19 protein-coding genes are annotated in these 22,106 nt (G+C 70.6%); 10 read left to right on the top strand and 9 right to left on the bottom strand.

Annotated features, from left to right (window positions below):
• Nucleotides 1-101: 101 nt before the first annotated feature.
• A complete protein-coding gene (locus I8N67_RS44275) occupies nt 102-284 on the top strand; it encodes a hypothetical protein (protein WP_307835329.1) in 183 nt (60 codons plus the stop codon).
• Here I8N67_RS44275 and I8N67_RS44270 read toward each other — a convergent pair.
• Together I8N67_RS44270 and I8N67_RS23055 are read right to left on the bottom strand one after the other, a co-directional pair.
• Nucleotides 242-1,285 carry an NB-ARC domain-containing protein gene (locus tag I8N67_RS44270; protein WP_307835328.1) on the bottom strand — a complete coding sequence of 348 codons (1,044 nt, stop codon included), beginning with the start codon at nt 1,283-1,285 and terminating at the stop codon, nt 242-244. The genes I8N67_RS44275 and I8N67_RS44270 overlap by 43 nt on opposite strands.
• Nucleotides 1,282-1,701 (bottom strand): hypothetical protein, encoded by a 420-nt coding sequence (locus tag I8N67_RS23055; protein WP_200305081.1) that lies wholly within the window; start codon nt 1,699-1,701, stop codon nt 1,282-1,284. Before I8N67_RS23055 ends, I8N67_RS44270 begins: the two co-directional genes overlap by 4 nt.
• A 179-nt stretch (nt 1,702-1,880) precedes the next feature.
• On the opposite strand from I8N67_RS23055, the gene I8N67_RS23050 reads away from it, so the two are divergent.
• The 3 genes from I8N67_RS23050 to I8N67_RS23040 all read left to right on the top strand — a co-directional run bounded on the left by I8N67_RS23050 (nt 1,881) and on the right by I8N67_RS23040 (nt 3,556).
• The gene (locus tag I8N67_RS23050; protein ID WP_200305080.1) at nt 1,881-2,522 is read left to right on the top strand and encodes a superoxide dismutase; all 642 of its coding nucleotides are present in this window, start codon (nt 1,881-1,883) and stop codon (nt 2,520-2,522) included.
• Between the two features lie 194 nt (nt 2,523-2,716).
• Entirely contained in the window at nt 2,717-2,959 is a 243-nt protein-coding gene (locus I8N67_RS23045) for a hypothetical protein (RefSeq protein WP_200305079.1), read from the top strand.
• Nucleotides 2,960-2,995: 36 nt separating this feature from the next.
• Nucleotides 2,996-3,556: a DUF4240 domain-containing protein gene (locus tag I8N67_RS23040; protein ID WP_200305078.1), complete on the top strand. Its 561-nt coding sequence runs from the start codon at nt 2,996-2,998 to the stop codon at nt 3,554-3,556.
• A gap of 25 nt (nt 3,557-3,581) precedes the next feature.
• On the opposite strand, the gene I8N67_RS23035 is transcribed toward I8N67_RS23040, so the two are convergent.
• Nucleotides 3,582-4,235 carry a mycothiol-dependent nitroreductase Rv2466c family protein gene (locus I8N67_RS23035; protein WP_200305077.1) on the bottom strand — a complete coding sequence of 218 codons (654 nt, stop codon included), beginning with the start codon at nt 4,233-4,235 and terminating at the stop codon, nt 3,582-3,584.
• A gap of 285 nt (nt 4,236-4,520) precedes the next feature.
• On the opposite strand from I8N67_RS23035, the gene pepN (I8N67_RS23030) reads away from it, so the two are divergent.
• The 3 genes from pepN (I8N67_RS23030) (at nt 4,521) to I8N67_RS23020 (ending at nt 9,116) form a co-directional block, all read left to right on the top strand.
• The gene (gene pepN, locus I8N67_RS23030) at nt 4,521-7,127 is read left to right on the top strand and encodes an aminopeptidase N (RefSeq protein WP_200305076.1); all 2,607 of its coding nucleotides are present in this window, start codon (nt 4,521-4,523) and stop codon (nt 7,125-7,127) included.
• A gap of 298 nt (nt 7,128-7,425) precedes the next feature.
• Nucleotides 7,426-8,478, top strand: a complete 1,053-nt coding sequence (locus I8N67_RS23025; protein WP_200305075.1) for a hypothetical protein — start codon at nt 7,426-7,428, stop codon at nt 8,476-8,478.
• Between the two features lie 182 nt (nt 8,479-8,660).
• Nucleotides 8,661-9,116 (top strand): hypothetical protein, encoded by a 456-nt coding sequence (locus tag I8N67_RS23020; protein ID WP_200305074.1) that lies wholly within the window; start codon nt 8,661-8,663, stop codon nt 9,114-9,116.
• A gap of 143 nt (nt 9,117-9,259) precedes the next feature.
• Here I8N67_RS23020 and I8N67_RS23015 read toward each other — a convergent pair whose 3' ends face one another.
• A complete protein-coding gene (locus I8N67_RS23015) occupies nt 9,260-11,053 on the bottom strand; it encodes a TIGR03767 family metallophosphoesterase (RefSeq protein WP_200305073.1) in 1,794 nt (597 codons plus the stop codon).
• A gap of 552 nt (nt 11,054-11,605) precedes the next feature.
• Complete coding sequence (locus I8N67_RS23010; RefSeq protein WP_200305072.1) at nt 11,606-12,067, bottom strand: NUDIX hydrolase; 462 nt, start codon at nt 12,065-12,067, stop codon at nt 11,606-11,608.
• Nucleotides 12,068-12,374: 307 nt separating this feature from the next.
• Here I8N67_RS23010 and I8N67_RS23005 point away from each other — a divergent pair, with 307 nt between their 5' ends.
• The gene (locus I8N67_RS23005) at nt 12,375-15,698 is read left to right on the top strand and encodes a S8 family serine peptidase (RefSeq protein ID WP_200305071.1); all 3,324 of its coding nucleotides are present in this window, start codon (nt 12,375-12,377) and stop codon (nt 15,696-15,698) included.
• A gap of 120 nt (nt 15,699-15,818) precedes the next feature.
• On the opposite strand, the gene I8N67_RS23000 is transcribed toward I8N67_RS23005, so the two are convergent.
• Nucleotides 15,819-16,823, bottom strand: coding sequence for a hypothetical protein (locus tag I8N67_RS23000; protein ID WP_200305070.1), 1,005 nt, complete (start codon nt 16,821-16,823; stop codon nt 15,819-15,821).
• 1 nt (nt 16,824) lies between these two features.
• Nucleotides 16,825-17,400: an RNA polymerase sigma factor gene (locus I8N67_RS22995; RefSeq protein WP_372443783.1), complete on the bottom strand. Its 576-nt coding sequence runs from the start codon at nt 17,398-17,400 to the stop codon at nt 16,825-16,827.
• Between the two features lie 362 nt (nt 17,401-17,762).
• Between I8N67_RS22995 and I8N67_RS22990 the strand changes: the two genes are divergently transcribed.
• Nucleotides 17,763-18,782, top strand: a complete 1,020-nt coding sequence (locus I8N67_RS22990) for an aspartate-semialdehyde dehydrogenase (protein WP_200305069.1) — start codon at nt 17,763-17,765, stop codon at nt 18,780-18,782.
• A 56-nt stretch (nt 18,783-18,838) separates the two neighbouring features.
• On the opposite strand, the gene I8N67_RS22985 is transcribed toward I8N67_RS22990, so the two are convergent.
• Together I8N67_RS22985 and I8N67_RS22980 are read right to left on the bottom strand one after the other, a co-directional pair.
• Nucleotides 18,839-19,186 carry a type II toxin-antitoxin system PemK/MazF family toxin gene (locus I8N67_RS22985; protein ID WP_307835326.1) on the bottom strand — a complete coding sequence of 116 codons (348 nt, stop codon included), beginning with the start codon at nt 19,184-19,186 and terminating at the stop codon, nt 18,839-18,841.
• Entirely contained in the window at nt 19,173-19,403 is a 231-nt protein-coding gene (locus I8N67_RS22980; protein WP_200305068.1) for a ribbon-helix-helix domain-containing protein, read from the bottom strand. The genes I8N67_RS22985 and I8N67_RS22980 overlap by 14 nt, the downstream gene beginning before the upstream one ends.
• 100 nt (nt 19,404-19,503) lie before the next feature.
• Here I8N67_RS22980 and pepN (I8N67_RS22975) point away from each other — a divergent pair, with 100 nt between their 5' ends.
• Nucleotides 19,504-22,083: an aminopeptidase N gene (gene pepN / locus I8N67_RS22975; protein ID WP_200305067.1), complete on the top strand. Its 2,580-nt coding sequence runs from the start codon at nt 19,504-19,506 to the stop codon at nt 22,081-22,083.
• Nucleotides 22,084-22,106: the final 23 nt, after the last annotated feature.

Here is a 22,106-nt window from a genome sequence, read left to right as displayed (position 1 = left end):
TTCGGGCAGCGCGGCCTCCAACAACGCTGCGGCCGCCTCCGCCAGGACCGGCCGCTGCCCGTCGGGCACCCCCGCCGCCACACTGTCCAGCAGCACCGCGTGTGCCCGTACGCACGTACGCCGTCCGTCTCGACCAGCTCGGCGAGCGAGTGGTCGAGCAGGCCCCGGAGCGCGGGTTCCAGCTGCCCGGCCGGCAGGCCCTCGACCGCCGCCTCCGCGCGAGCCACCGGCGCCAGCAGGCTCAGCGGCACCGGATCGGCCGCCAGGAACGACAGCAGCCGTAGCAGGGTCGTCGCCTCCGGCAGACCCTGCGTGGCGAGGGCGTCCAGGGACAACTGCCAGGTGCGGCCGACGAGATGGCGGGACTGGCCGCGGCCGTAGCCGACGGCGCCCCGGTCGACGATGCCCGTCGACCCCTCGGCGAGCTTGCGGTCGTACTCGTCCATGGACCACGACTCCGGTAGCTGGTGGGCGAGATGGGATCCGGCGAGGTTAGGGCGAGCGGGAGACGGCCCAGGCGCCGGGCCACCTTCCGCGCCGAGTCCAGGTCGCCCGCGTCCGGCGCCAGGTCGCACAGCACTTGGGCCGCGTCGTCGAGGGGCAGGACGCCGAGGCCGTGCCGGGTCATGGCGGGCCCGCGCCACAGCGCGGCGGTGGCGTGCCGCGTGGTGACGAGGACCGTCCCCTGTCCGCTGGTGCGCAGCCAGGCACCGTCGGCCAGTACGGACGGGTCGTCGGCGTTGTCGAGGACCAGGAGCCAGGGCTCGACGCAGTGGTCGAGCCAGTGCCAGACGAGGTCGGCCGCCGCGCGCTGGCCCGCGGCAGCGGCGGCGAGTTCCCCGGCGGTGGCGCCGCGGTCACCGGCCACCGCCAGCATGCCGGCGCGCAGGGACATCCGTTCGGAGGCGTTGACCCAGAAGCCGACGCGGCCGTGCGCGCGTACGGCTTCGGTGAAGAGCCAGTACGCCAGCGCGGTCTTGCCGCAGCCGCCCATGCCGTGCACGACGTGGACCTCGCCGCCGGGGCCGGCGACGGCCTCCGTCAGTGTCTCGCGCAGTTCCTCCCGGTTGCGCAGGACACCGGGCGGCCGGCCGACGAGGGGTACGCGGACGGCGTCGGGGGCGGCGGGGGCGGCCTGGCGCGGGAACCCCGCCGGTGGGTCGCCGTCGAAGAGGGGGCCGTCGGCTCCGGCGCCGTAGTGATGGTGGTGTTCCTGGATGTACTGGTCGCGGCTCGTCTGGAAGACCCGGCCCTGCCCCGACGCGCGGGCACCGAGCTCGCTCATCGTTCGGTGATGTGCTGGTCGCGGCCGGCCTGGTACACCCGGCCGCTGCCGGAGGCCTCGGCACGCAGCCGTACGTCCACCGAGGTCACCGGCTCGGTGGGAGCGGGGTTCAACTCGGCAAGGATGCGGCGGAGTTCGTCGGCGACCTCGGGGCGGGCGAGAAGCAGCCGGCGGACCCTGGCCTGCCACTCGGCGGTCAGTTCGACCTCGGCCTCGGTGTCACCGGACCGCTGGGCGAGGAGGAGGTCCTCGCGGGTCGCCTCCAGTTCACCGCCGACGGCCTCGGCACGGTCGGGCTGGAAGCGCCGCCAGAGGGCGACCACGCCGTCGCGCGTCGACTCCCAGGCCTGGCCGGCCATCAGCGCCACCATCGTCGTACCCGCCGTGCGAGCCAGATCGGCGATCTCGGGCCCCATGGTCTCCCGCGTCCCCGTCCCCGTCCCTGTCCTCGTCCCCGTCGTACGAGGTCCGATAGTAGATCGCCGTCCGCCCGCCGCACACTCCCCTTTCGCCTGCCCGCGCCCCCACTCAAACCTTCTTGCTGTTAGCGTGCACTTGCAAGTGATTCGCATTAAGAGGTCGGAGGGGACCCGCCATGCCCGTCTACACGCTTCCCGAACTCCCGTACGACTACTCCGCGCTCGCACCCGTGATCAGCCCCGAGATCATCGAGCTGCACCATGACAAGCACCACGCGGCGTACGTCAAGGGCGCGAACGACGCGCTGGAGCAGCTCGCGGAGGCGCGGGACAAGGAGACGTGGGGTTCGATCAACGGTCTGGAGAAGAACCTGGCCTTCCACCTCTCCGGCCACATCCTGCACTCCGTCTACTGGCGGAACATGACGGGCGACGGCGGTGGCGAGCCCCTGGCCGTGGACGGGGTCGGCGACCTGGCCGACGCGATCACCGAGTCCTTCGGCTCCTTCGCGGCCTTCAAGGCCCAGCTGACCAAGGCGGCCGCCACCACCCAGGGCTCCGGCTGGGGCGTCCTCGCCCACGAGCCGCTCAGCGGCCGGCTGATCGTCGAGCAGGTCTACGACCACCAGGGCAACGTCGGCCAGGGCGCGACCCCGATCCTCGTCTTCGACGCCTGGGAGCACGCCTTCTACCTCCAGTACAGGAACCAGAAGGTCGACTTCATCGACGCCATGTGGGCCGTCGTCAACTGGCAGGACGTGGCCAGGCGCTACGCCACCGCCAGGTCCCGCACGGATGTGCTGCTGCTCGCCCCCTGAGCCGGCGATCCACGCGATCGAGGTGATCGAGGTGATCAAGATGTCCTGCTCGTGATCGTCTTCTCAACCTTCACCGGGCAGGCGGAAGAAAGGAGGACCCCCGCGAGGACGTGACTCGCGGGGGTTCTCCGGTTCGGGGGAACTTTCGCGGCAAGGTCTTCCGCCGCGGCCGGCTCGGGCGGGATTCTTCTGGGATGCCGACGCCCAAGCGACTGACGTGCCAGATGTGCCGTTCCAAGGAACCGCACGAGCCTCTGACTTCGAACGAGAAGGGCTGGCTCCAGAGACAGCTCGGCAACCGGATCGGGGACGACTACTACAAGTGCGTCAACACCCGCCCCGACGACAAGGTCTGCCTCAGCATCCGCAGACTCTCGGTCGAGAAGCACTTCAGGCTCACGAAGCGGCTTCCGGACAACCCGGACGACCTGGACTGACCGGCATTGTCAGACCCCCCTGTCACTCTTCTCCCCATGGACGTGAACGAGTTCTGGGGCATCGTCGACGAGGCGCGCCGCACGGCTGTCTCCCCGACGGGTGATGACGAGGCCGTCGCCGAGCGGGCCGCCGCGCTGCTGGCCACACGGCCGGCCGCCGAGATCCTGGCCGCCCAGCAGGTGCTGTGGGACCTGATGGCCCAGTCGTACCGCGCCCCGCTGTGGGCGGCGGCGTACACGATCAACGGCGGCTGCTCGGACGACGGCTTCGACTACTTCCGGGGGTGGCTCATACTCCAGGGCCGCGCGGTGTTCGAGCGGGCCGTCGGCGACGCCGACTCGCTCGCCGAGTCGCCCGTCGTCCGGGCGGCGGCCGAGGAGTACGACGAGGTCGACTGCGAGCGCGCGCTGCATATCGCGTGGGACGCGCACCGCGCGGTCACCGGTGCGGATCTGCCCCCGAACAGCTTCCGCATCCGTTATCCGGGACTGGAGCAGTCCTGGAACTTCGACTTCGACGACCAGGAGGAGATGGGACGCCGGCTGCCCCGGCTGGCGGCGCTGTACGCGAAGCACCTGCGGCACCAGCCGGAGTGAGCCGTGCCCGCCTCTCGGCCGGCGGTCAGATCAGGTTGCTGAAGTCCGGGCCCTGGGTGCGGGTGCGCTTGATCTCGTAGAAGCCGGGGACCGAGGCGACCAGGAGGGTGCCGTCCCAGAGCTTGGCGGCCTCCTCGCCCTTGGGCGCGGGGGTGACGACCGGGCCGAAGAAGGCGATCTGCTCGCCGTCGGCGCCGGGGACGGCGATGACCGGGGTGCCGACGTCCTGGCCGACCTTGTCGATGCCCTCCTTGTGGGAGGCGCGCAGTTCGGCCTCGTACGGGGTGTCGTCCCAGTGGTCCATGAGGGAGTCGGGCAGGCCGACGTCCTTGAGCGAGGCGGCGACGACGTCCTTCTCGATGCCCTGGCCGAGGTTGTGCACCCGTGTGCCGATCGCGGTGTAGAGGTCACCGAGGACCTCGGCGCCGTGCTCCTGCTGGGCGGCTATGACGACCCGTACCGGACCCCAGGCCTTGGTCTGCAGCAGCTCGCGGTACTCCTCGGGCAGCTCGTCGATCTTCGGCTCGTTCAGCACCGCGAGGCTCATCACATGCCAGCGGACCTCGATGTCCCGGACCTTCTCCACCTCCAGGACCCACCGCGAGGTCATCCAGGCCCAGGGGCACAGGGGGTCGAACCAGAAGTCGACAGGGGTCTTGCCGGCGGACTGCTCGGACATGGTTCTCCTCGAAAGGGATCGGAAGGGGAGGAATGGATGGGAGGGGGTGGGAAGTGGCTGGAAGCGGCGGGAAGAGGTCGGAGGGCAGTGGTGCGCGGTTGGTTTACAGGACAACAACGCCACAAACGCCGGGGACCGCCCCCGCCATTCCCGTTTCGCACGCGGGCGCGTTCCCGCTCGCGGCGCACGCCCTCCGTCTGCCCGCCGACCGCCCGCTGTCAGGGGCACATGGCAGGATCGGGCCTGTCCGCATGCTGAACATCACGCCCCGAGGGAGTGCCGCCCGTGCCCGGTGAGAATCTGTCCCGCGACGAGGCCCAGGAGCGGGCCGCGCTGCTGTCCGTCGACGGTTACGAGGTCTCCCTCGACCTGCGGTCCGCCGTCGGCGACTCCGGCGACTTCGGTGACTCCGGTGGCGAGCCGCGCACCTTCCGGTCGGTGACGACCATCCGCTTCCGCTGCGCCGACCCGGGCGCCGGCAGCTTCGCCGACCTGATCGCGCCGAGTGTGACGGCGGTCTCCCTCAACGGCAAGGATCTCGACCCGAGCGAGGTCTTCGACGGCTCCCGGATCGCCCTCGACGATCTGGCCGCCGAGAACGAGCTGGTGGTGGACGCCCGGTGCGCCTACTCCCGCACCGGCGAGGGCATGCACCGCTTCGTCGACCCCGAGGACGGCGAGGTCTACCTCTACACCCAGTACGAGCCGGCCGACTCCCGCCGCGTCTTCGCGGGCTTCGAGCAGCCGGACCTCAAGGCCCCCTTCCGCTTCGAGGTGCGGGCGCCGGACGGATGGGTCGTGTGGGGCAACGGGGTCGGCGAGCGGACCGACGGGGTCTGGCGGTTCGCGGAGACCAAGCCGATCTCGACGTACATCACGGCGATCGTCGCGGGCCCGTACCACTATGTGACGGACACCTACGAGCGGGTCTTCGAGGACGGTTCGCGGCTGGAGATCCCGCTCGGCGCGATGTGCCGCAAGGGTCTCGCCCCCTACTTCGACTCCGACGACGTCTTCCTGATCACCAAGCAGGGCCTGGACTTCTTCCACGACCACTTCGACTACCCGTACCCGTTCGGGAAGTACGACCAGGCGTTCGTGCCCGAGTACAACCTGGGCGCGATGGAGAACCCGGGCCTTGTCACCTTCCGCGAGGAGTTCATCTTCCGGGGCAAGGTCACGCAGGCGTCGTACGAGCGGCGGGCGAACGTCGTCCTGCACGAGATGGCGCACATGTGGTTCGGCGACCTGGTGACCATGGTGTGGTGGGACGACCTGTGGCTGAAGGAGTCCTTCGCGGACTTCATGGGCTCGTTCTCCATGGTCGAGGCCACCCGCTTCACCGACGGCTGGGTCACCTTCGCCAACAACCGCAAGTCCTGGGCCTACCGCGCCGACCAGCTGCCCTCCACCCACCCCGTCACGGCCGACATCCGTGATCTGGAGGACGCGAAGCTCAACTTCGACGGCATCACGTACGCCAAGGGCGCGAGTGTGCTGAAGCAGTTGGTGGCGTACGTGGGGCGCGACGCCTTCCTGGAGGGCGCCCGGCGCTACTTCAAGCGGAACGCGTACGGCAACACGCGCCTCGGTGATCTGCTGTCGGTCCTTGAGGAGACCAGCGGGCGGGACATGGCGTCCTGGTCGCGGTCGTGGCTCCAGACGGCGGGGGTCAACTCCCTCACCCCGCAGGTGCTGCTCGCCTCCGACGGCCGGATCGACGAGCTGGCCGTCGTGCAGGAGGCGGCCGAGTCGCACCCCGAGCTGCGCCCGCACCGGGTGGCGATCGGCCTGTACCGGCGCACGGCCGAGGGCGCGTTGGAGCGGTACGCGCGGGCCGAGGTCGATGTCGACGGGCCGCGCACGGTCATCGGCGAGCTGGCCGGGGCCGAGGCGCCCGAGCTGGTGCTGGTCAACGACGACGACCTGACGTACTGCAAGATCCGTTTCGACGCGGGGTCGCTGGACACGCTGCGGGCCGGGCTGGGCGACATCTCCGACCCCCTGGCGCGGGCGCTGTGCTGGTCGGCGTTGTGGAACCTGACCCGGGACGCGCTGCTGCCGGCGCGGGACTTCGTCGATCTCGTGCTGCGGTTCGCCGGGCGGGAGTCCGACATCGGGGTGCTCCAGATGCTGCACGCGTGGGCGAATTCGGCGCTCACCCACTACGCGGCTCCGGCCTGGCGGGAGACGGGCGGCCTGCTGCTGTCGGAGGGCGCGCTGCGGGAGCTGCGGGCGGCCGGGCCGGGCAGCCAGCACCAGCTGACATGGGCGCGCTTCTTCGCCTCGATGGCGTCGAGCGAGACCGATCTGGCCGTGCTGCGCGGGCTGTTGGCCGGGACCGAGACGATCGACGGCCTTGAGGTCGACCAGGAGCTGCGGTGGGCCTTCCTGGAGTCGCTGGCCACGCACGGGGCCGCCGACGAGACCGTCCTGGCCGCCGAACTGGCCCGTGACGACACGGCTTCCGGCAAGCGGCACCAGGTCCGCTGCCTGGCGTCCCGGCCGTCGGCGGCGGTGAAGGCCCAGGCGTGGGCGACGGTCGTGGAGTCGGACGCCCTGTCGAACGCGCTGGCCGAGGCGACCATCACGGGGTTCGCCCGGCCGTCCCAGCGGGAGTTGGTGGCGCCGTACGCGGTCAAGTACTTCGAGGTGATCGAGCGGGTGTGGGCCGGGCGGTCCATCCAGATCGGGATGGACGTGGTGCGGGGCCTGTTCCCGTCCCTCCAGGATTCCCAGGACACCCTGGACGCGACGGACACATGGCTGGCCACGCACGGGGCGGCGGCGCCGGCGCTGCGCAGGCTGGTGCTGGAGGCTCGGGACGATCTGGCCCGGGGACTGCGGGGGCAGGCGTGCGATGCGGCGGCTGGGGCTGGGGCTGCCGGGTAACTGGGGCTGAGGTTACTGAAGGTTGGCTGACCCCGGCGTCCCCTGGAGGGGCGCCGGGGTCGGTCATGACGGGGGTCCGTCGCGACGAGGTCGGGATCGGGGTCGCGACCCGGTCAGTAGCGACCTGATTCCGAGTTACGAAATTCGGGTATTCGAAGCCGTAACCTTTTCCGACCCCCGTCCGGACCAGGGCGTATCGGCAGTCGAACGCACGTACTTTAGTGCTGTCTTGTCCTGATTTGTCGACGGGCGTGTAACAGCGGTTAGCGGGCGGTTCCGGAGCGGGAACCTCCAAGCCATGACCCACAACACCCCGCTCTCCCCCCGCCCCCTCCGTCAACTCCCGGACGTCCAGCGCCGGGTGCTGACCGCCGCGCAGCTGCGCGCGCAGGGTGTCACCCCCGCCGAGACGAACGAGCAGTGCCGGCCGGGTGGTCCCTGGCAGCAGATCCTCCCGGGGGTCTACCTCCTCCACCCGGGCCCGCCCACCTCCGACGAGCGGCTGCACGCGGTGCTGTCGTACGCGGCCCGCACCCCGTTCCGCGAGCCGGCCGCCGGGGTCCCCGCGCAGCCGAACCCCGACGGGCCCCGCCCGGCGCCCCGCTACCCGGACGCGGTGATCACGGGCCTGGCCGCCCTGACGCTGCACGGGTTCACATCCGCTCCCCCGCTCCCCTCCCTCGACACGATCGACGTCCTGGTGCCGCGCATGCGCCGGCTGCGGACCGTCGGCTGCGCCCGGATCGTCCGTACGCCTGCCATGCCGACCCCGTCGTACGTGACCGGCCTGCCCGTCGCGCCCGTGCCGCGCGCCCTGGCCGACGCGATCGCGGAGCTCTCGGACGCGGGCACGGTACGCCGGCTGCTGACGGAGGCGGTACGCGGCGGCCACACCGAACCGGTCGCTGTCGTGCGGGAGTTGACGCAGGCGCGGCTGCTGAACCGCCCGCATGTCGTCGACGCGGTGGAGTCGCTGCTCGCCGAGGGGCGGGCGATCGCGGAGGACCACCTGTACCGCATGGTCCGCGAGTACGCCCTCCCCGACCCGGTCTGGAACGTGGACCTCCGCCTGCCCGGCGGCCCCCACCTCGGCGGCCTCGACGCCTACTGGCCGGAGCAGGCCGTCGCGGTCGAGCTCGACACGCGCGCCCCGCGCCAGGAGGACGACGCGCTGTGGTCCGAGTACGCCCGCAAGCGCGAGACGTTGGAGCGGCTCGGCATCACCGTCGTCCACATCACCCCCCGGAAGCTGCGTGACTCCCTGGAGCAACAGGCGACCGTCGTCCGCACCGCACTGATGGCGTCGTGCGACCGCGACCCGGCGGCGTATGTCGTGGTGCTCCCCCGCTGATCGGGCGACTCGGGGCACCAGGAGGGGAGAGGAAGGGCCGCCGATCGAATCGGCGGCCCTTCCTGGTGCATACAGCAGGAATTCACCTACCCGAGAGACGGGCGGGCCGAGTAGAGTCCCCCGATCACCCACCAGCCGATCATTCACGCGGTGGAACCTTTGTCTGGGTATCAGGGGGAAACATGAAGAAGCAGGCGTTCGGATCGATCGTCAGAGGCGGGCTCGCGGTGGGGGCGGCCCTCGGGATGGTGCTGCTGGCCAACGGGACGGCGATGGCGGCCGACCAGTGGGTGTACTGGACCGAGGGCACCGACGACATCGAGATCGACCTCCACCGCGACGGCACCTTCCGCGGCTACGGCGTCTTCAACGCCGACCCGTCCGGCCTCGTCAACCCGATCCCCGGGGACGCGTTCCAGGCGTGCGACAAGTACGCCGACGGCAAGGGGATCGAGATCCAGCGGAGGTTCGAGGGCGGCTCCTGGAAGACCATGGCCACCACGCGGGGCTTCAACGCGCCCTACTGCTCCCTCTGGGAGACCGACAACATGCCGGAGGAGACCTTCCTGGGCGTCCGTGTCTGCATCGTCGAGGGCACGCACCGGACGTGCTCGGACGACAGGTGGACCTGGGCCTGAGCCGACCGCCCGGGGCCTGGCCCACCCAGGCCAGGCCCCTCCCGCCGTCACCCGGCGCCCCATCAGCCGGATGCTGTCCAGCACTGCCTCGTACGAGAGCGCTTCCGCCTGGTGGAAACGCATCAGGCGGTCGATGCCCCGATTCAGCCCTTTCGGAGGACCAGCTCCGTGTTGCGGTCGCCGGGGGTGCCGATGAGGGTGTCGCGGCGGCCCGGGGCGTTGTAGGAGAGCTCGCGGTAGAGGGCGGCGAGGCCGGTCTGCGAGAGGTCCGTGAAGTCCGTGGCGTGCGGGGCGGCCGATTCGATCAGGGTGGTGAAGAGGGAGATCGTGCCGTCCTTGTTGTCCACCAGCTCGATGACCCGGGCCAGTTGGGGGAAGTCGATGTGGGAGGCCGTCGAGATCTCCCAGAAGGAGCCGCCGGTCGCGTACGAGTGCGGGGTGATGCGGTTGCGGTGGCTGTGGCCGTTGACCCAGGCCAGGACGTTGCGGTGGCGGCCCAGCAGGGACAGCACCTCGTTGCCGCCGTGGCGTGCCTCGCCCGGGCGGGACGGGTCCTTGCGGAGGTTCCGCATCGACTTGCTGGTGTGGTGGCTGAAGACGATCGAGTACGAGCCGTCCTTGGCCGCCTCCTTCACCGTACGGTCCAGCCACTTGAGCTGGGCCGTGCCGAGTGAGCCCTCGTAGTGGCCGCCGGGGTCGGTGGAGTCGAGGCTGATGCCGATGACGTCGTCGGCGATGCGGAAGGCGTAGTACTGGGTGCGGGCGTCGAGGTTGGCCTGCGAGTAGCCGTGGCCGACCGGGCCGGGGCCCGTGTGGGACGGGTCCAGGTGGGCCTTGAGGTACTCCTGCGGGGTGAAGGGGGCGCGGTTCTCGTCCGGGGTGACCGAACGCATCTTCTTCGCCTGGGACTTGAGTACGGCCTTCCAGTCGGCGCCGCGGGGGTCGCCGCCGCCCTTGACGTTGTCCCAGAGGGCCCTTCCGACCTGCTCGTCCAGGGTCATCAGCTTCTTTCCGCCGACCGCGAAGTCGGCGAAGAAGGAGTCGCCGGGGGCGTAGCAGCCGCCGGGGAGGGAGTCGTGGTTGCCGACCGTGGAGTACCAGGGGACGTTCAGGCCAGGGCTGTTGACCTCGCGGACGGCGGCGGCCAGGAAGCCGTTCAGGTGCGGGAAGCCGAGCTGCTTGTCGGCGTCGCGGAGGGGCGCGTCCGGCTGCCAGTAGAGCCCCAGGCCGCTGTTCTGGACGCCCTCGTAGCGGCGCGGGTCACCGGAGTTGGGGGTGACGCGGCCGCCGCTCATCACCTTCAGGAACCAGTCCAGTTCCGTCTTGGAGTTGTTGTCGGTGTTGTCGCCGGTCGTCATGACGAAGTGGAGGGGGGAGCCGGTCACCGGGGCTCCGCGCAGTGCGTTGACCCGCTCGACGAGTGAGACCGCGCCGGCCACGGACAGCGCCTCCTGCGGGCGCCAGGCGCTGGCGGTCTGGGCGCGCAGGTACTCGTAGCGCAGGGGGTGCTGGACGTCGACGACGTGCAGGTCGGTGAACTGTACGAACGACGCGAGGGCCGTACGGCGGGTCTCGCGGCCGGACTTGGGGGTCGCGAGGTCGCCGCGGACGGTGCGCTTCCAGGCGGGGCCGTCGCCGAGGCGGCGGTAGCCGGAGGTGCCGCGGGGGGCGGCGGCGGAGTCGAGGGTGGTGCCTCGCGTGTACGGGGCGAGGGGGGCGGCGGGGGCCTCTCTGTTCGAGAGGTGCGCGAGGTTCGACAGGGGGACTTCGGTGGCCGCGGCGTTGCCTGCGGCGGCGGTGCCGGCGGCGTGGGCGTCCGTTTCCGGGCGGAGGGCGAGTCCGATGCCCGCGGAGAGGGCTACCGCGCCGGTGGCGGCGAGGAGGGCCCTGCGGTCAGGGTTGGTGGCGGCGGCAGCGACTGAGCGTATGCGCGACATGGCGCGGTCTCCCCGAGTGCGAACGCTTCGGAAGTGGGTCGCGGGCCGCTCCGCGGTGGGGGCCGGAGGGGGGTTCCCGCTCGTACTTGATGCTTGGCAGCTGGGGTGACCTGGACGTTAACGCGGTGGCAACGGGTGGCGCCGATCACCGTACGTGGATCTTCGAGTACGGAGGCGTTTACTGGGGGTTTTCGAATGTGAGTGGGGGTGAGGGAAGGGGGTCACTCGGTGTTCATCTGCGGGGGTAGCGCGGCTTGGGGGGGCTGGTGGGTGCGGGTCCGTGGGGGTTCTCGCGCAGTTCCCCGCGCCCCTGGAGAGCTCGGCGGCGTTGACAGGTCAGGTATTCCGGTCGGTCTGTACGCGGTGGGGGATTCCGGGGGTTGGGAAGCTGCGGGTCGTCGGGGGTTCTCGCGCAGTTCCCCGCGCCCCTTGATGGGGGGCCCGGCGGCGTTGACAGGTGTGCCTTCCCGGCCGGCCTGTACGCCCGTGGGGGCTTCCGGAGGCGGGGAGGCTGCGGGTCGTCGGGGGGTTTCGCGTGGTTGCGCGTGTCTTTCAAGGAGTCGTCGGGGGTGGGATGTGGCCGGTTGGGGGGCGGGAGTTGTGGAGGGTCAGGGCTGTGTCGATCACGTCGGCTCGGGTCAGGGTGGGGATGTCGGTCAGGGGGTGCCAGGCGGCCATGTCGGTGGAGCCGTTCAGTTCGTGGCGGAGGTGGCCGCCGGTGATGCGGGCCTCGTAGAGGATGCGGAGGGCTTGGAAGTCGACGGGGATGCCGAGGCGGCGGGGGTGGTCGCGTCTGGCGGATTCGATGCCCAGCAGGGCGGTGGGCTCCACGTCGTAGCCGGTTTCCTCGGCGACCTCGCGGATGACCGTGTCGTACGGGTCCTCGCCGTGGTCCATGCCGCCGCCGGGAAGCGTCCACTTCTTCTCGCCGTCCCGGGAGACCCAGCGGGCCAGCAGCAGTTGTCCGTCCCGCACACACACGGCGTAGGCCGCCACCCTCAACTGCTCGCGCATGCACAGACGTTACTCAACGGGCGGGCGGGGCGTGGAGGGGAACCGGCGATGTGTGTGTGGGGGGGGAGGGAGGGGTGATTCCGGGATCAATGCGGGGAATCTCGCCCCCGTTGAGGCGCAGTGCGTCCATGACGGGTGGCGGGTTTACGCCATGACGCAATCCCGCCCCCGCCAACTCTCCCCAAACATGCGTTACTTCGGTAAGGCTGAGCGATCATCCGGGATCGCGTAACGGACCGGACCGATCCGAATCCGCCGCTCGGATCATCAACGATCGCTTTCACCCTGAATTCCTTACCTACAAGGGATGTCGATGACCCTCACCCCCCAACCCGGCCCCCGGCCGGGTGCGAGACGTGTGGCGCGCATAGCCGTGGCCACGGGACTGGTCGCCGCGCTCTCCGCGGCCGGGCCGGTACCCATGGCCTTCTCGGCGGACGACACGTCCAGCACCGTCCCGGCGGACGGCGGCGTCAAGTCCGCGCACGACAAGCTCGGTTCGTCCGACGCCGATCTGCTCGCCGAAGCCAAGGCCGACGGCGACAAGAACGTCACGATGATGATCGCCACCGCGCCCGGGAAGACCGAACAGGTCGCCGAGCAGCTGGACGCGGTCAAGGGCGGCTCCGTGGGCCGTACCTACGACAAGCTCGGTTACGTCCGCGCCACGGTTCCCACGAAGAGCGCCGACTCGGCCATCTCGGCCGCCGCGAAGCTCTCCTCCGTGCACGGCATCGACCTGCGCCAGGAGATCGCCCTCGACGACCCGGCGCCGGACGCGGGTGCGGCCGCGAAGGGCGCCGCGTCGCAGGCCACGGCGACGAAGACGTACCCGGCGCCGGGCAAGGAGACCCCCGCCGAGAACCCGTACAACCCGTCCTTCGAGACGGGCGCCGTCGACTTCGTCAAGCAGAACCCGAAGGCGGACGGCCGGGGCATCACCATCGGCGTGCTGGACTCCGGCGTGGACCTCGCGCACCCGGCGCTGCAGAAGACCAGCACCGGCGAGCGCAAGATCGTCGACTGGGTGACGTCCACCGACCCGATCGTGGACGGTGACGGCAGCTGGCGCCCGATGACGACCTCGGTCTCCGGCCCGGCCTTCACCTACGGCGGCCGCACCTGGACCGCGCCCTCGGGCTCGTACTCCGTCAACCTCTTCCGGGAGTCCGTCACGGCCGGCGGCGACGCCGCGGGCGACGTGAACCGCGACGGCGACACCACCGACGCGTGGGGCGTGCTCTACGACGCGGCGGCCGGCACGGTCACCGTCGACGTCAACGGCAACTTCGACTTCACCGACGACAGCCCGATGAAGCCGTACAAGGACGGCTACCAGATCGGCTACTTCGGCACCGACGACCCGTCGACCGACGTCGCCGAGCGGCAGCCGTTCGTCGTGGAGTACCGCAAGGACGTCCCGATGGACCCCTACGGGGGCGACTGGGTCGGCAAGACGGCCGACTTCGTCAACATCGGTCTCATCGCGAGCGAGCACGGCACCCACGTCGCCGGCATCACCGCCGCGAACGGCCTGTTCGGCGGCGACATGGACGGCGCCGCCCCGGGCGCGAAAATCGTCTCCTCGCGCGCCTGCCTCTTCGGCCCGAGCTGCACCAACGTCGCGCTCACCGAGGGCATGATCGACCTCGTCGCCAACCGCGGCGTCGACATCGTCAACATGTCCATCGGCGGCCTCCCGGCGCTGAACGACGGCAACAACGCGCGCGCCGAGCTGTACACGCGCCTCATCGACACCTACGGCGTCCAGCTGGTCATCGCGGGCGGCAACGAGGGCCCGGGTGCCAACACCATCGGCGACCCCGGCCTCGCCGACAAGGTGATCTCGGTCGGCGCCGCCATCTCCAAGGAGACCTGGGCCGCCAACTACGGTTCACAGGTGACCAAGCCGTACGCGCTGTTCAACTTCTCCTCGCGCGGCCCGCGTGAGGACGGCGGCTTCACCCCGACCCTGGTCGCGCCCGGTGCCGCCATCAACACCACGCAGACCTGGCTGCCGGGCTCCCCGGTCCCCGAGGCGGGCTACCAGCTCCCGGCCGGCTACCAGATGCTCAACGGCACCTCGATGGCCTCCCCGCAGGCCGCCGGCGCCTCCGCGCTGCTGCTCAGCGCCGCGAAGCAGAAGGGCGTCGACCTGACGCCCGCGAAGCTGCGCACCGCGCTGACCTCGACCGCCGACCACATCGACGGTGTCCAGGCGTACGCCGAGGGCGCGGGCCTCATCAACATCGTCGACGCGTGGAAGTCGGTCAAGGCGGGCGCGACGGCCCACGACTACGCGGTCAAGGCCCCGGTCGACACGGCGATCGACTACGCGCTCAAGACCCCGGGCTTCGGTACCGGGATCTACGACCGCGAGGGCGGCCTCAAGGCCGGCCAGAAGAAGACGTACGACGTCACCATCACCCGTACGTCCGGCGCCGACAAGGCGATCCGCCACGAGCTGCACCTGGAGAACAACCGGGACAACACGTTCCGGATCGTCGGCGACGACGTGGTCTCCCTGCCGCTGGACAAGCCGGTCACCGTGAAGATCGCCGCCAAGCCGGAGAACTCCGGCATCAGCAGCGCGATCCTGGAGGTCGACGACCCGAAGACCGTGGGGACCGACAAGCAGATCCTCAACACGGTGGTCGTCTCCGCGCCGCTGAAGTACACCCACTCGGCGTCCGGCACGGTCCAGCGCAACTCCTTCAAGTCGTACTTCATCACCGTCCCCGAGGGCGCGAAGTCCCTTGAGGTGGCGATCAGCGGGCTGAAGGACAAGAGTCAGACCCGGTTCATCGCGAACCACCCGTACGGCGTCGCGGTCGAGGACACCGGCTCCCCGTACTGCTACAGCAACTACCTCGGCGGCAGCGGCTGCAAGCCGGACGTGCGTTCGTACGCCGATCCGCAGCCCGGCGTCTGGGAGATCGAGGTCGAGTCGCGCCGGACGTCGCCGGTGCTCGACAACACCTTCAAGCTGGACTTCGCCGTGTACGGGGCGGACTTCGACCCGGAGGTCGTCACCGTGCCCGAGGCCAAGGTCGCCACCCCGACCGCCGCCTCCTGGAAGGTGACCAACAACCTCGCCGCCGTCGACGGCAGGCTCGCGGGCGGCCCGCTCGGCTCGGCCAAGACCGACCGGCCGACCATCGCCACCGGCGCCACCCAGTCCTTCACCGTCGAGGTGCCCGCGGGCGCCGAGTCGCTGGACGTCGTCATCGGCAACACGGCGGACACCGCCGCCGACCTCGACCTGTACGTCTACGACGCCGCGGGCACCGAGGTCGCCTACGACGCGGACGGCGACTCCGAGGAGTCCGTCTCCGTCCCGTCGCCGGCCGCCGGTACGTACACCGTCGAGGTCGTCGGCTACTCGATCCCGGCCGGGTCGACCGCGTACGACTACCGCGATGTGTTCTTCTCCTCCGCCCTCGGCGAGGTGAAGGTCGCGGACACCGCCGTCAAGCTCGCCACCGGCGCCTCGACGACCGTCGCCGGTGAGGTCGTCGCCTCGGCCGAGGCTCCGGCCGGCCGGGAGTTCTTCGGCCGGGTCCAGCTGGTCAACGCGCGCGGGACCGTCGCGGGCGTGGGCAGCGTGCGGATCGAGAAGGTCACGCCGTAACACTCCGCCACCCGACCGGTGGCGAGTGAGTCGGTGCATGGGTTGAGGGAGGGGCGGGTGTCCGGGGGGACACCCGCCCCTTCGGCGTCTCATGCGGCCACCGGGCCGCGGCGGACGCCGTCACTCGCCGCAGGGCACGCCCTCCACCTCCGCAAGGCCGTCCTCGATCCACTCCCGCTCGCCGGCGATCCGCCGCTCGCCCACGGCCCAGAGGTCCGGCTCGGCGGAGTTCGGCGAGATGCCGATGAGGACGTGGTCGCCCTCCTTCAGACGCGGGGAGACGTTCTTGTCCATGGGGAAGACGATTTCGTCGGCGCCCTTTGCGGGCTTGTAGTAGCGGTCCACGTCGACCGTGACCCGCTCCTCCTCGCCACCCGACACGGGTTCGAGGCCGACGACGGTGCCCTCGACGACGAGGCGGGCGCAGGCCAGGTACCCCATACGGCTGAGCTTGCTGTCGGAGCCGCTCTCCCCGTCCAGATCGCCCGTCCGGCCGTTGCTCTCGTCGGCGCCGCTGTCGGCATCCGACTTGGCGCTGGACGCGCTGTCGCCCATCCCACGCCCGGCCTGTACGACGACCCAGCCCGCGCCGAGGACCACGGAGGCGGCCACGGCGGCGGCGAGGGTACCGAAAGCGCCCCTCAGGGCACGCCGGGTGCGGTCCGGCCGCGTCGGCAGGGGCCTCACCGGTGCGAGGGGGGCCGTCTCGGGCCCGGACGCGGACCCGGACGTGTGCCCGGGGCCCGTCTCGGCACCGGCCGCGTCCCCCGGCCGCGCGGCCGCGAGTCGCCCCGGCGGCGCCCCCGCCTCTGCTTCCTCCCCCGGCGCCGTCAGGGCCTCGCCGATCAGCCCCAGCTGTTCCCGCAGCAGGACGACATCGGCGGCCGCCGCGCGCCGGGCGGCCATGAACTCGGCGTCCGTCAGGGCTTCTTCGGGCAGCGGTTCGTCGATGAGCGCGGCCATCAGCGCGTCCAGGCCGTCGTAGGCGACACCTTCCTGGGCGATGTCGTCGTAAGCGAGATCGTCGTAGGCGATGTCCTCGTGCGCGATGTCGTCGTGCGCGGCGTCCCCATGCGCGATGTCGTCGTACTCGGCGTCGCGTCGGCTGTTGTCCCGGGCGGCCACGTCACACCACCTCGTCCTCGTGCAGGCGGGTGCGCAGGGCGCGGACCGCCGAGTGGAGCCTGCTCTTGACCGTGCCCTCGGGGATGCCGAGTTCCTCGGCGATCCCGCGTACCGGCAGGTCGGCGTAGAAACGCAGGACGAGGACCTGCCGCAGCGGGTCGGGCAGCTCGTCCAGGCCGCGGGCGACGGCTAGCGAGAGCACGCTGGAGTCCTCGCCGGAGGCGTGCGCCGGCTGGCGCAGTGACGCCAGGCGCTCGCCTATGCGCTCCTGGCGGCGCTTGGCGCGGTGCCAGTCCATGGCCAGGTTGGAGGCGACCACCGCGGCCCACGCGGACACGTCACGCGGTGCCTCCCGGCCGCTCGCGGCCCGCTCCAGCAGCCGCAGCCGTACCTGCTGTACCCCGTCCAGCAGGTCCGACTGCGGCACACCGCCGAGCGCGAGCACCGCCCGGACCCGCCGCTCCTGGGCCGCGTCCAGCGGATCGTGCGCCTCTTCGGCGCCCTGGACGCCGTGGATATCCCGCACATCCTGGATATCTCGAACATCCTGGACGTGGCGCGTCTTTCTGCGCAGCACAGCCACCCTCCCCTCCCGCGTTTCCCCTACGACGCCGGGTCGCGCCGAAACGTTCGGCCTTTTCCAGCACTCGTCCCGGTCTCCCGTATGCCGCAGAGGCGTACGTCACACCTTCGCGTGCGATCGGGGGCGGTGGGCAGGGGCGAGGCAGCACAGCTTGCGGTACGGGGCCGCCGTAGGGCGAATTTCTCCAGCTCAGCCGGGGTGACGGCCAAAGAAGCGGTTCTGGTGGCGGGGGGTGTCGTGTCCCACGCTTCGCGCGTCCTGGTCAAAGGATTGGACAGGTGGACCGGGGCTGCCCGCATGATGGAAACGCCTCGGTCATGCCGCAGACACAGACAAGCCACGTAAAAGGAGTCACCGTGAGGGTCGGAATCGTCGGAGCCACCGGTCAGGTCGGCACGGTCATGCGCAAGATCCTCAAGGAGCGTGACTTCCCGGCCACCGAGCTGCGCCTGTTCGCGTCCGCCCGCTCGGCCGGTTCGGTCGTCGACGGTGTGACGGTCGAGGACGCGGCTACGGCCGACTACTCCGGCCTCGACATCGTCCTGTTCTCCGCGGGCGGCACGACCTCCCGGGCGCTGGCCGAGAAGGTGGCGTCGCAGGGCGCGGTCGTGATCGACAACTCCTCCGCGTGGCGCCGCGACCCCGAGGTGCCGCTGGTCGTCTCGGAGGTGAACCCGCACGCGATCGCCGACCGCCCCAAGGGCATCATCGCCAACCCGAACTGCACGACGATGGCCGCGATGCCGGTCCTGCGTCCGCTGCACACGGAGGCGGGCCTCGAAGCGCTGGTCGTCGCCACCTACCAGGCGGTGTCCGGCTCCGGCGTCGCGGGCGTCGCGGAGCTGCACGGCCAGGTCCAGAAGGTCGCGGCGGACGCGGACAAGCTGGCGCACGACGGCTCGGCGGTCGACTTCCCCGAGCCGGGTGTCTACAAGCGCCCCATCGCCTTCAACGTGATCCCCCTCGCCGGCTCGATCGTCGACGACGGTCTGAACGAGACGGACGAGGAGCAGAAGCTCCGCCACGAGTCCCGCAAGATCCTGGAGATCCCCGACCTGAAGGTCTCCGGCACCTGCGTCCGCGTCCCGGTCTTCTCCGGCCACTCCCTCCAGGTCAACGCCCGGTTCGCGCGTCCGATCTCCGTGGAGCGCGCGACGGAGCTGCTGGGCGGCGCGCCCGGCGTGGCCCTCTCCGACATCCCGACCCCCCTCCAGGCCGCCGGCCAGGACCCCTCCTTCGTCGGCCGTCTCCGCGTCGACGAGACCGTGGACAACGGCCTCGCCCTCTTCGTCTCCAACGACAACCTCCGCAAGGGCGCCGCGCTGAACGCGGTGCAGATCGCGGAGCTGGTGGCGGCGGAGCTGAGCGAGAAGTAGGCGGGCGGTACGCGGACGGGGCGCCCACTGATGCCGGGGGGCGCCCCTTTGCGTGGTCAGAGGGCCAGTTGCTGCCGCAGGGCCCGGTCGATCTCCTTGAGCACGTGCGGCGGTACGACGCCGATCCGATGGCCGAACCGCGAGAGGTCGAGCGCCCGAATCTGCTCGCATTGCGCCTTGGAGTCCGTCCGCAGGCCGCAGTCCGCGGCATGCAGGAGGACCTGGAACGGCCACACACGGGAGACGTTGGAGGTCACCGGCACCACGGCCAGAACGCCGCGCCCCGCTCGGCCAGCCATGCGGTTGGCAGCGTTGTTCGTCACGAGAACCGCCGGCCGCTTTTTGTTCGCCTCGCTGCCGACGACCGACTCCAGGTCGACCAGGTAGATGTCACCGCGATTCATCAGAGAGGCCGTCCCCCGCCGTGCGGTCCCAAAGTTCCGCGTCCCCGCTCGCGTACCACTCGTCCCATGCCGCGAGATACTCCTCCTCCAGCGCGGACTCGCGCAGCATCTGAATCGCGGCGTGTATCACGGCGGATCTGGAATCGGCCGCCTTTCGAGCGGCGTACTCATCGACGAAGGCGACGTCCTCCTGCGGCAGACTCACACTGATCTTCATACTCAAAATGCTACCAGAAGCAGCTCTCAATGCTACCTACCCGCACACCCTCACCCCATGGAAGGATGGCGCAACCCACACATACCGAGGAGATGACCGCGTGCCTGGCACAAACCTGACTCGCGATGAGGCTCAGCAGCGGGCGGCGCTGCTGAGTGTTGACTCGTACGAGATCGATCTCGACCTCTCCGGCGCGCAGGAGGGCGGCACCTACCGGTCCGTGACCACGGTGCGCTTCGATGTCGCCGACGGTGGCACGGAGTCCTTCATCGACCTGGTGGCTCCGGCCGTCCACGAGGTGACGCTCAACGGCGACCCGCTCGACCCGGCGGAGGTCTTCCACGACTCCCGGATCGCGCTCCCCGGCCTGCTGGCGGGCCGCAACATCCTGCGGGTCGTGGCCGACGCCGCGTACACCAACACGGGTGAGGGCCTGCACCGGTTCGTCGACCCGGTCGACGACCAGGCTTACCTGTACACCCAGTTCGAGGTCCCGGACGCCCGCCGCGTCTTCGCGAGCTTCGAGCAGCCGGACCTGAAGGCCACCTTCCAGTTCACCGTGAAGGCGCCGACCGGCTGGACCGTCATCTCCAACTCGCCGACGCCGGAGCCCAAGGACGACGTCTGGGTCTTCGAGCCGACGCCCCGTATCTCCACGTACATCACGGCCCTGATCGTCGGCCCGTACCACTCGGTGCACAGCGTGCACGAGAAGGACGGGCAGAGCGTGCCGCTCGGCATCTACTGCCGTCCCTCCCTCGCCGAGTTCCTGGACTCCGACGCGATCTTCGAGGTCACGCGGCAGGGCTTCGACTGGTTCCAGGAGAAGTTCGACTACGCGTACCCGTTCAAGAAGTACGACCAGCTGTTCGTGCCGGAGTTCAACGCGGGCGCCATGGAGAACGCGGGCGCGGTCACCATCCGCGACCAGTACGTCTTCCGCTCGAAGGTGACGGACGCCGCGTACGAGGTCCGCGCCGAGACGATCCTCCACGAGCTGGCCCACATGTGGTTCGGCGACCTGGTGACGATGGAGTGGTGGAACGACCTCTGGCTGAACGAGTCGTTCGCCACGTACACCTCGATCGCCTGCCAGGCGGCCCACCCCGAGTCGCGCTGGCCGCACTCGTGGACGACGTTCGCCAACTCCATGAAGACCTGGGCGTACCGGCAGGACCAACTGCCGTCCACGCACCCGATCATGGCGGAGATCCGCGACCTCGACGACGTGCTCGTCAACTTCGACGGCATCACGTACGCCAAGGGCGCGTCCGTGCTCAAGCAGCTCGTCGCGTACGTCGGCATGGACGAGTTCTTCCGGGGCGTACAGGCGTACTTCAAGGCGCACGCGTACGGCAACACGCGCCTGTCCGACCTGCTGGGCGCCCTGGAGGAGACCTCGGGCCGCGATCTGAAGGCCTGGTCGAAGGCGTGGCTGGAGACAGCGGGCATCAACATCCTCCGCCCGGAGATCGAGACGGACGCCAACGGTGTCGTCACGTCCTTCGCGATCCGCCAGGAGGCCCCGGCCCTCCCCACGGGCGCGAAGGGCGAGCCCACACTCCGCCCCCACCGCATCGCCGTCGGTCTCTACGAACTCGACGACGACAGCGGCAAGCTGGTCCGCGACGAGCGCGTCGAGCTGGACGTGGACGGCGAACTGACCGCCGTACCGCAGCTGGTGGGCAAGCGCCGCCCGGCGGTCGTCCTCCTCAACGACGACGACCTGTCGTACGCGAAGGTCCGCCTGGACGAGCAGTCGCTCGCGTTCGTCACCGAGCACCTCGGCGACTTCGAGTCGTCCCTCCCGCGCGCCCTGTGCTGGGCCTCGGCCTGGGACATGACGAGGGACGCGGAGCTGGCGACCCGCGACTACCTCTCGCTGGTGCTCTCCGGCATCGGCAAGGAGTCGGACATCGGCCTCGTGCAGTCGCTGCAGCGCCAGGTGAAGCTGGCGATCGACCTGTACGCGGACCCGGCGGCCCGCGAGGCGCTGCTCACCCGCTGGACCGACGCCACCCTCGCCCACCTGCGTGCCGCGGCTCCGGCCTCCGACCACCAGCTGGCCTGGGCCCGCGCCTTCGCCGCGACCGCCCGCACCCCCGAGCAACTGGACCTCCTGGAGGCCCTGTTGGAGGGGACGCAGACGATCGAGGGCCTGGCCGTCGACACCGAGCTGCGCTGGTCCCTCGTCCAGCGCCTCGCGGCGGTCGGCCGCTACGACGAGGCGGAGATCGCCGGCGAGTACGAGCGCGACAGGACGGCGGCCGGCGAACGCCACGCGGCCACCGCCCGCGCGGCCCGCCCGACCGCCGAGGCCAAGGCCGAGGCGTGGTCCCAGGTCATCGAGTCCGACAAGCTCCCCAACGCCGTGCAGGAGGCGGTCATCGGCGGCTTCGTCCAGACCGACCAGCGCGACCTCCTCGCCTCGTACACCGACAAGTACTTCGAGGTGGTCAAGGACATCTGGGAGTCCCGCTCCCACGAGATCGCCCAGCAGATCGCGATCGGCCTCTACCCGACGGTCCAGGTCTCGGCCGAGACCCTGCACAAGACGGACTCCTGGCTGACCGCCGCCGAGCCCAACGCCGCCCTGCGGCGCCTGGTCTCGGAGTCCCGCTCGGGTGTGGAGCGGGCCCTCAAGGCCCAGGCCGCGGACGCGGCGGCCGCCGCCGAGTAGTTCGCCGTACGAGGAGGGGGCGC

This window comes from Streptomyces adelaidensis, assembly GCF_016598475.1.
Taxonomy (GTDB): Bacteria; Actinomycetota; Actinomycetes; order Streptomycetales; family Streptomycetaceae; genus Streptomyces; species Streptomyces adelaidensis.
This window is presented reverse-complemented; position numbering and strand designations above follow the sequence as displayed.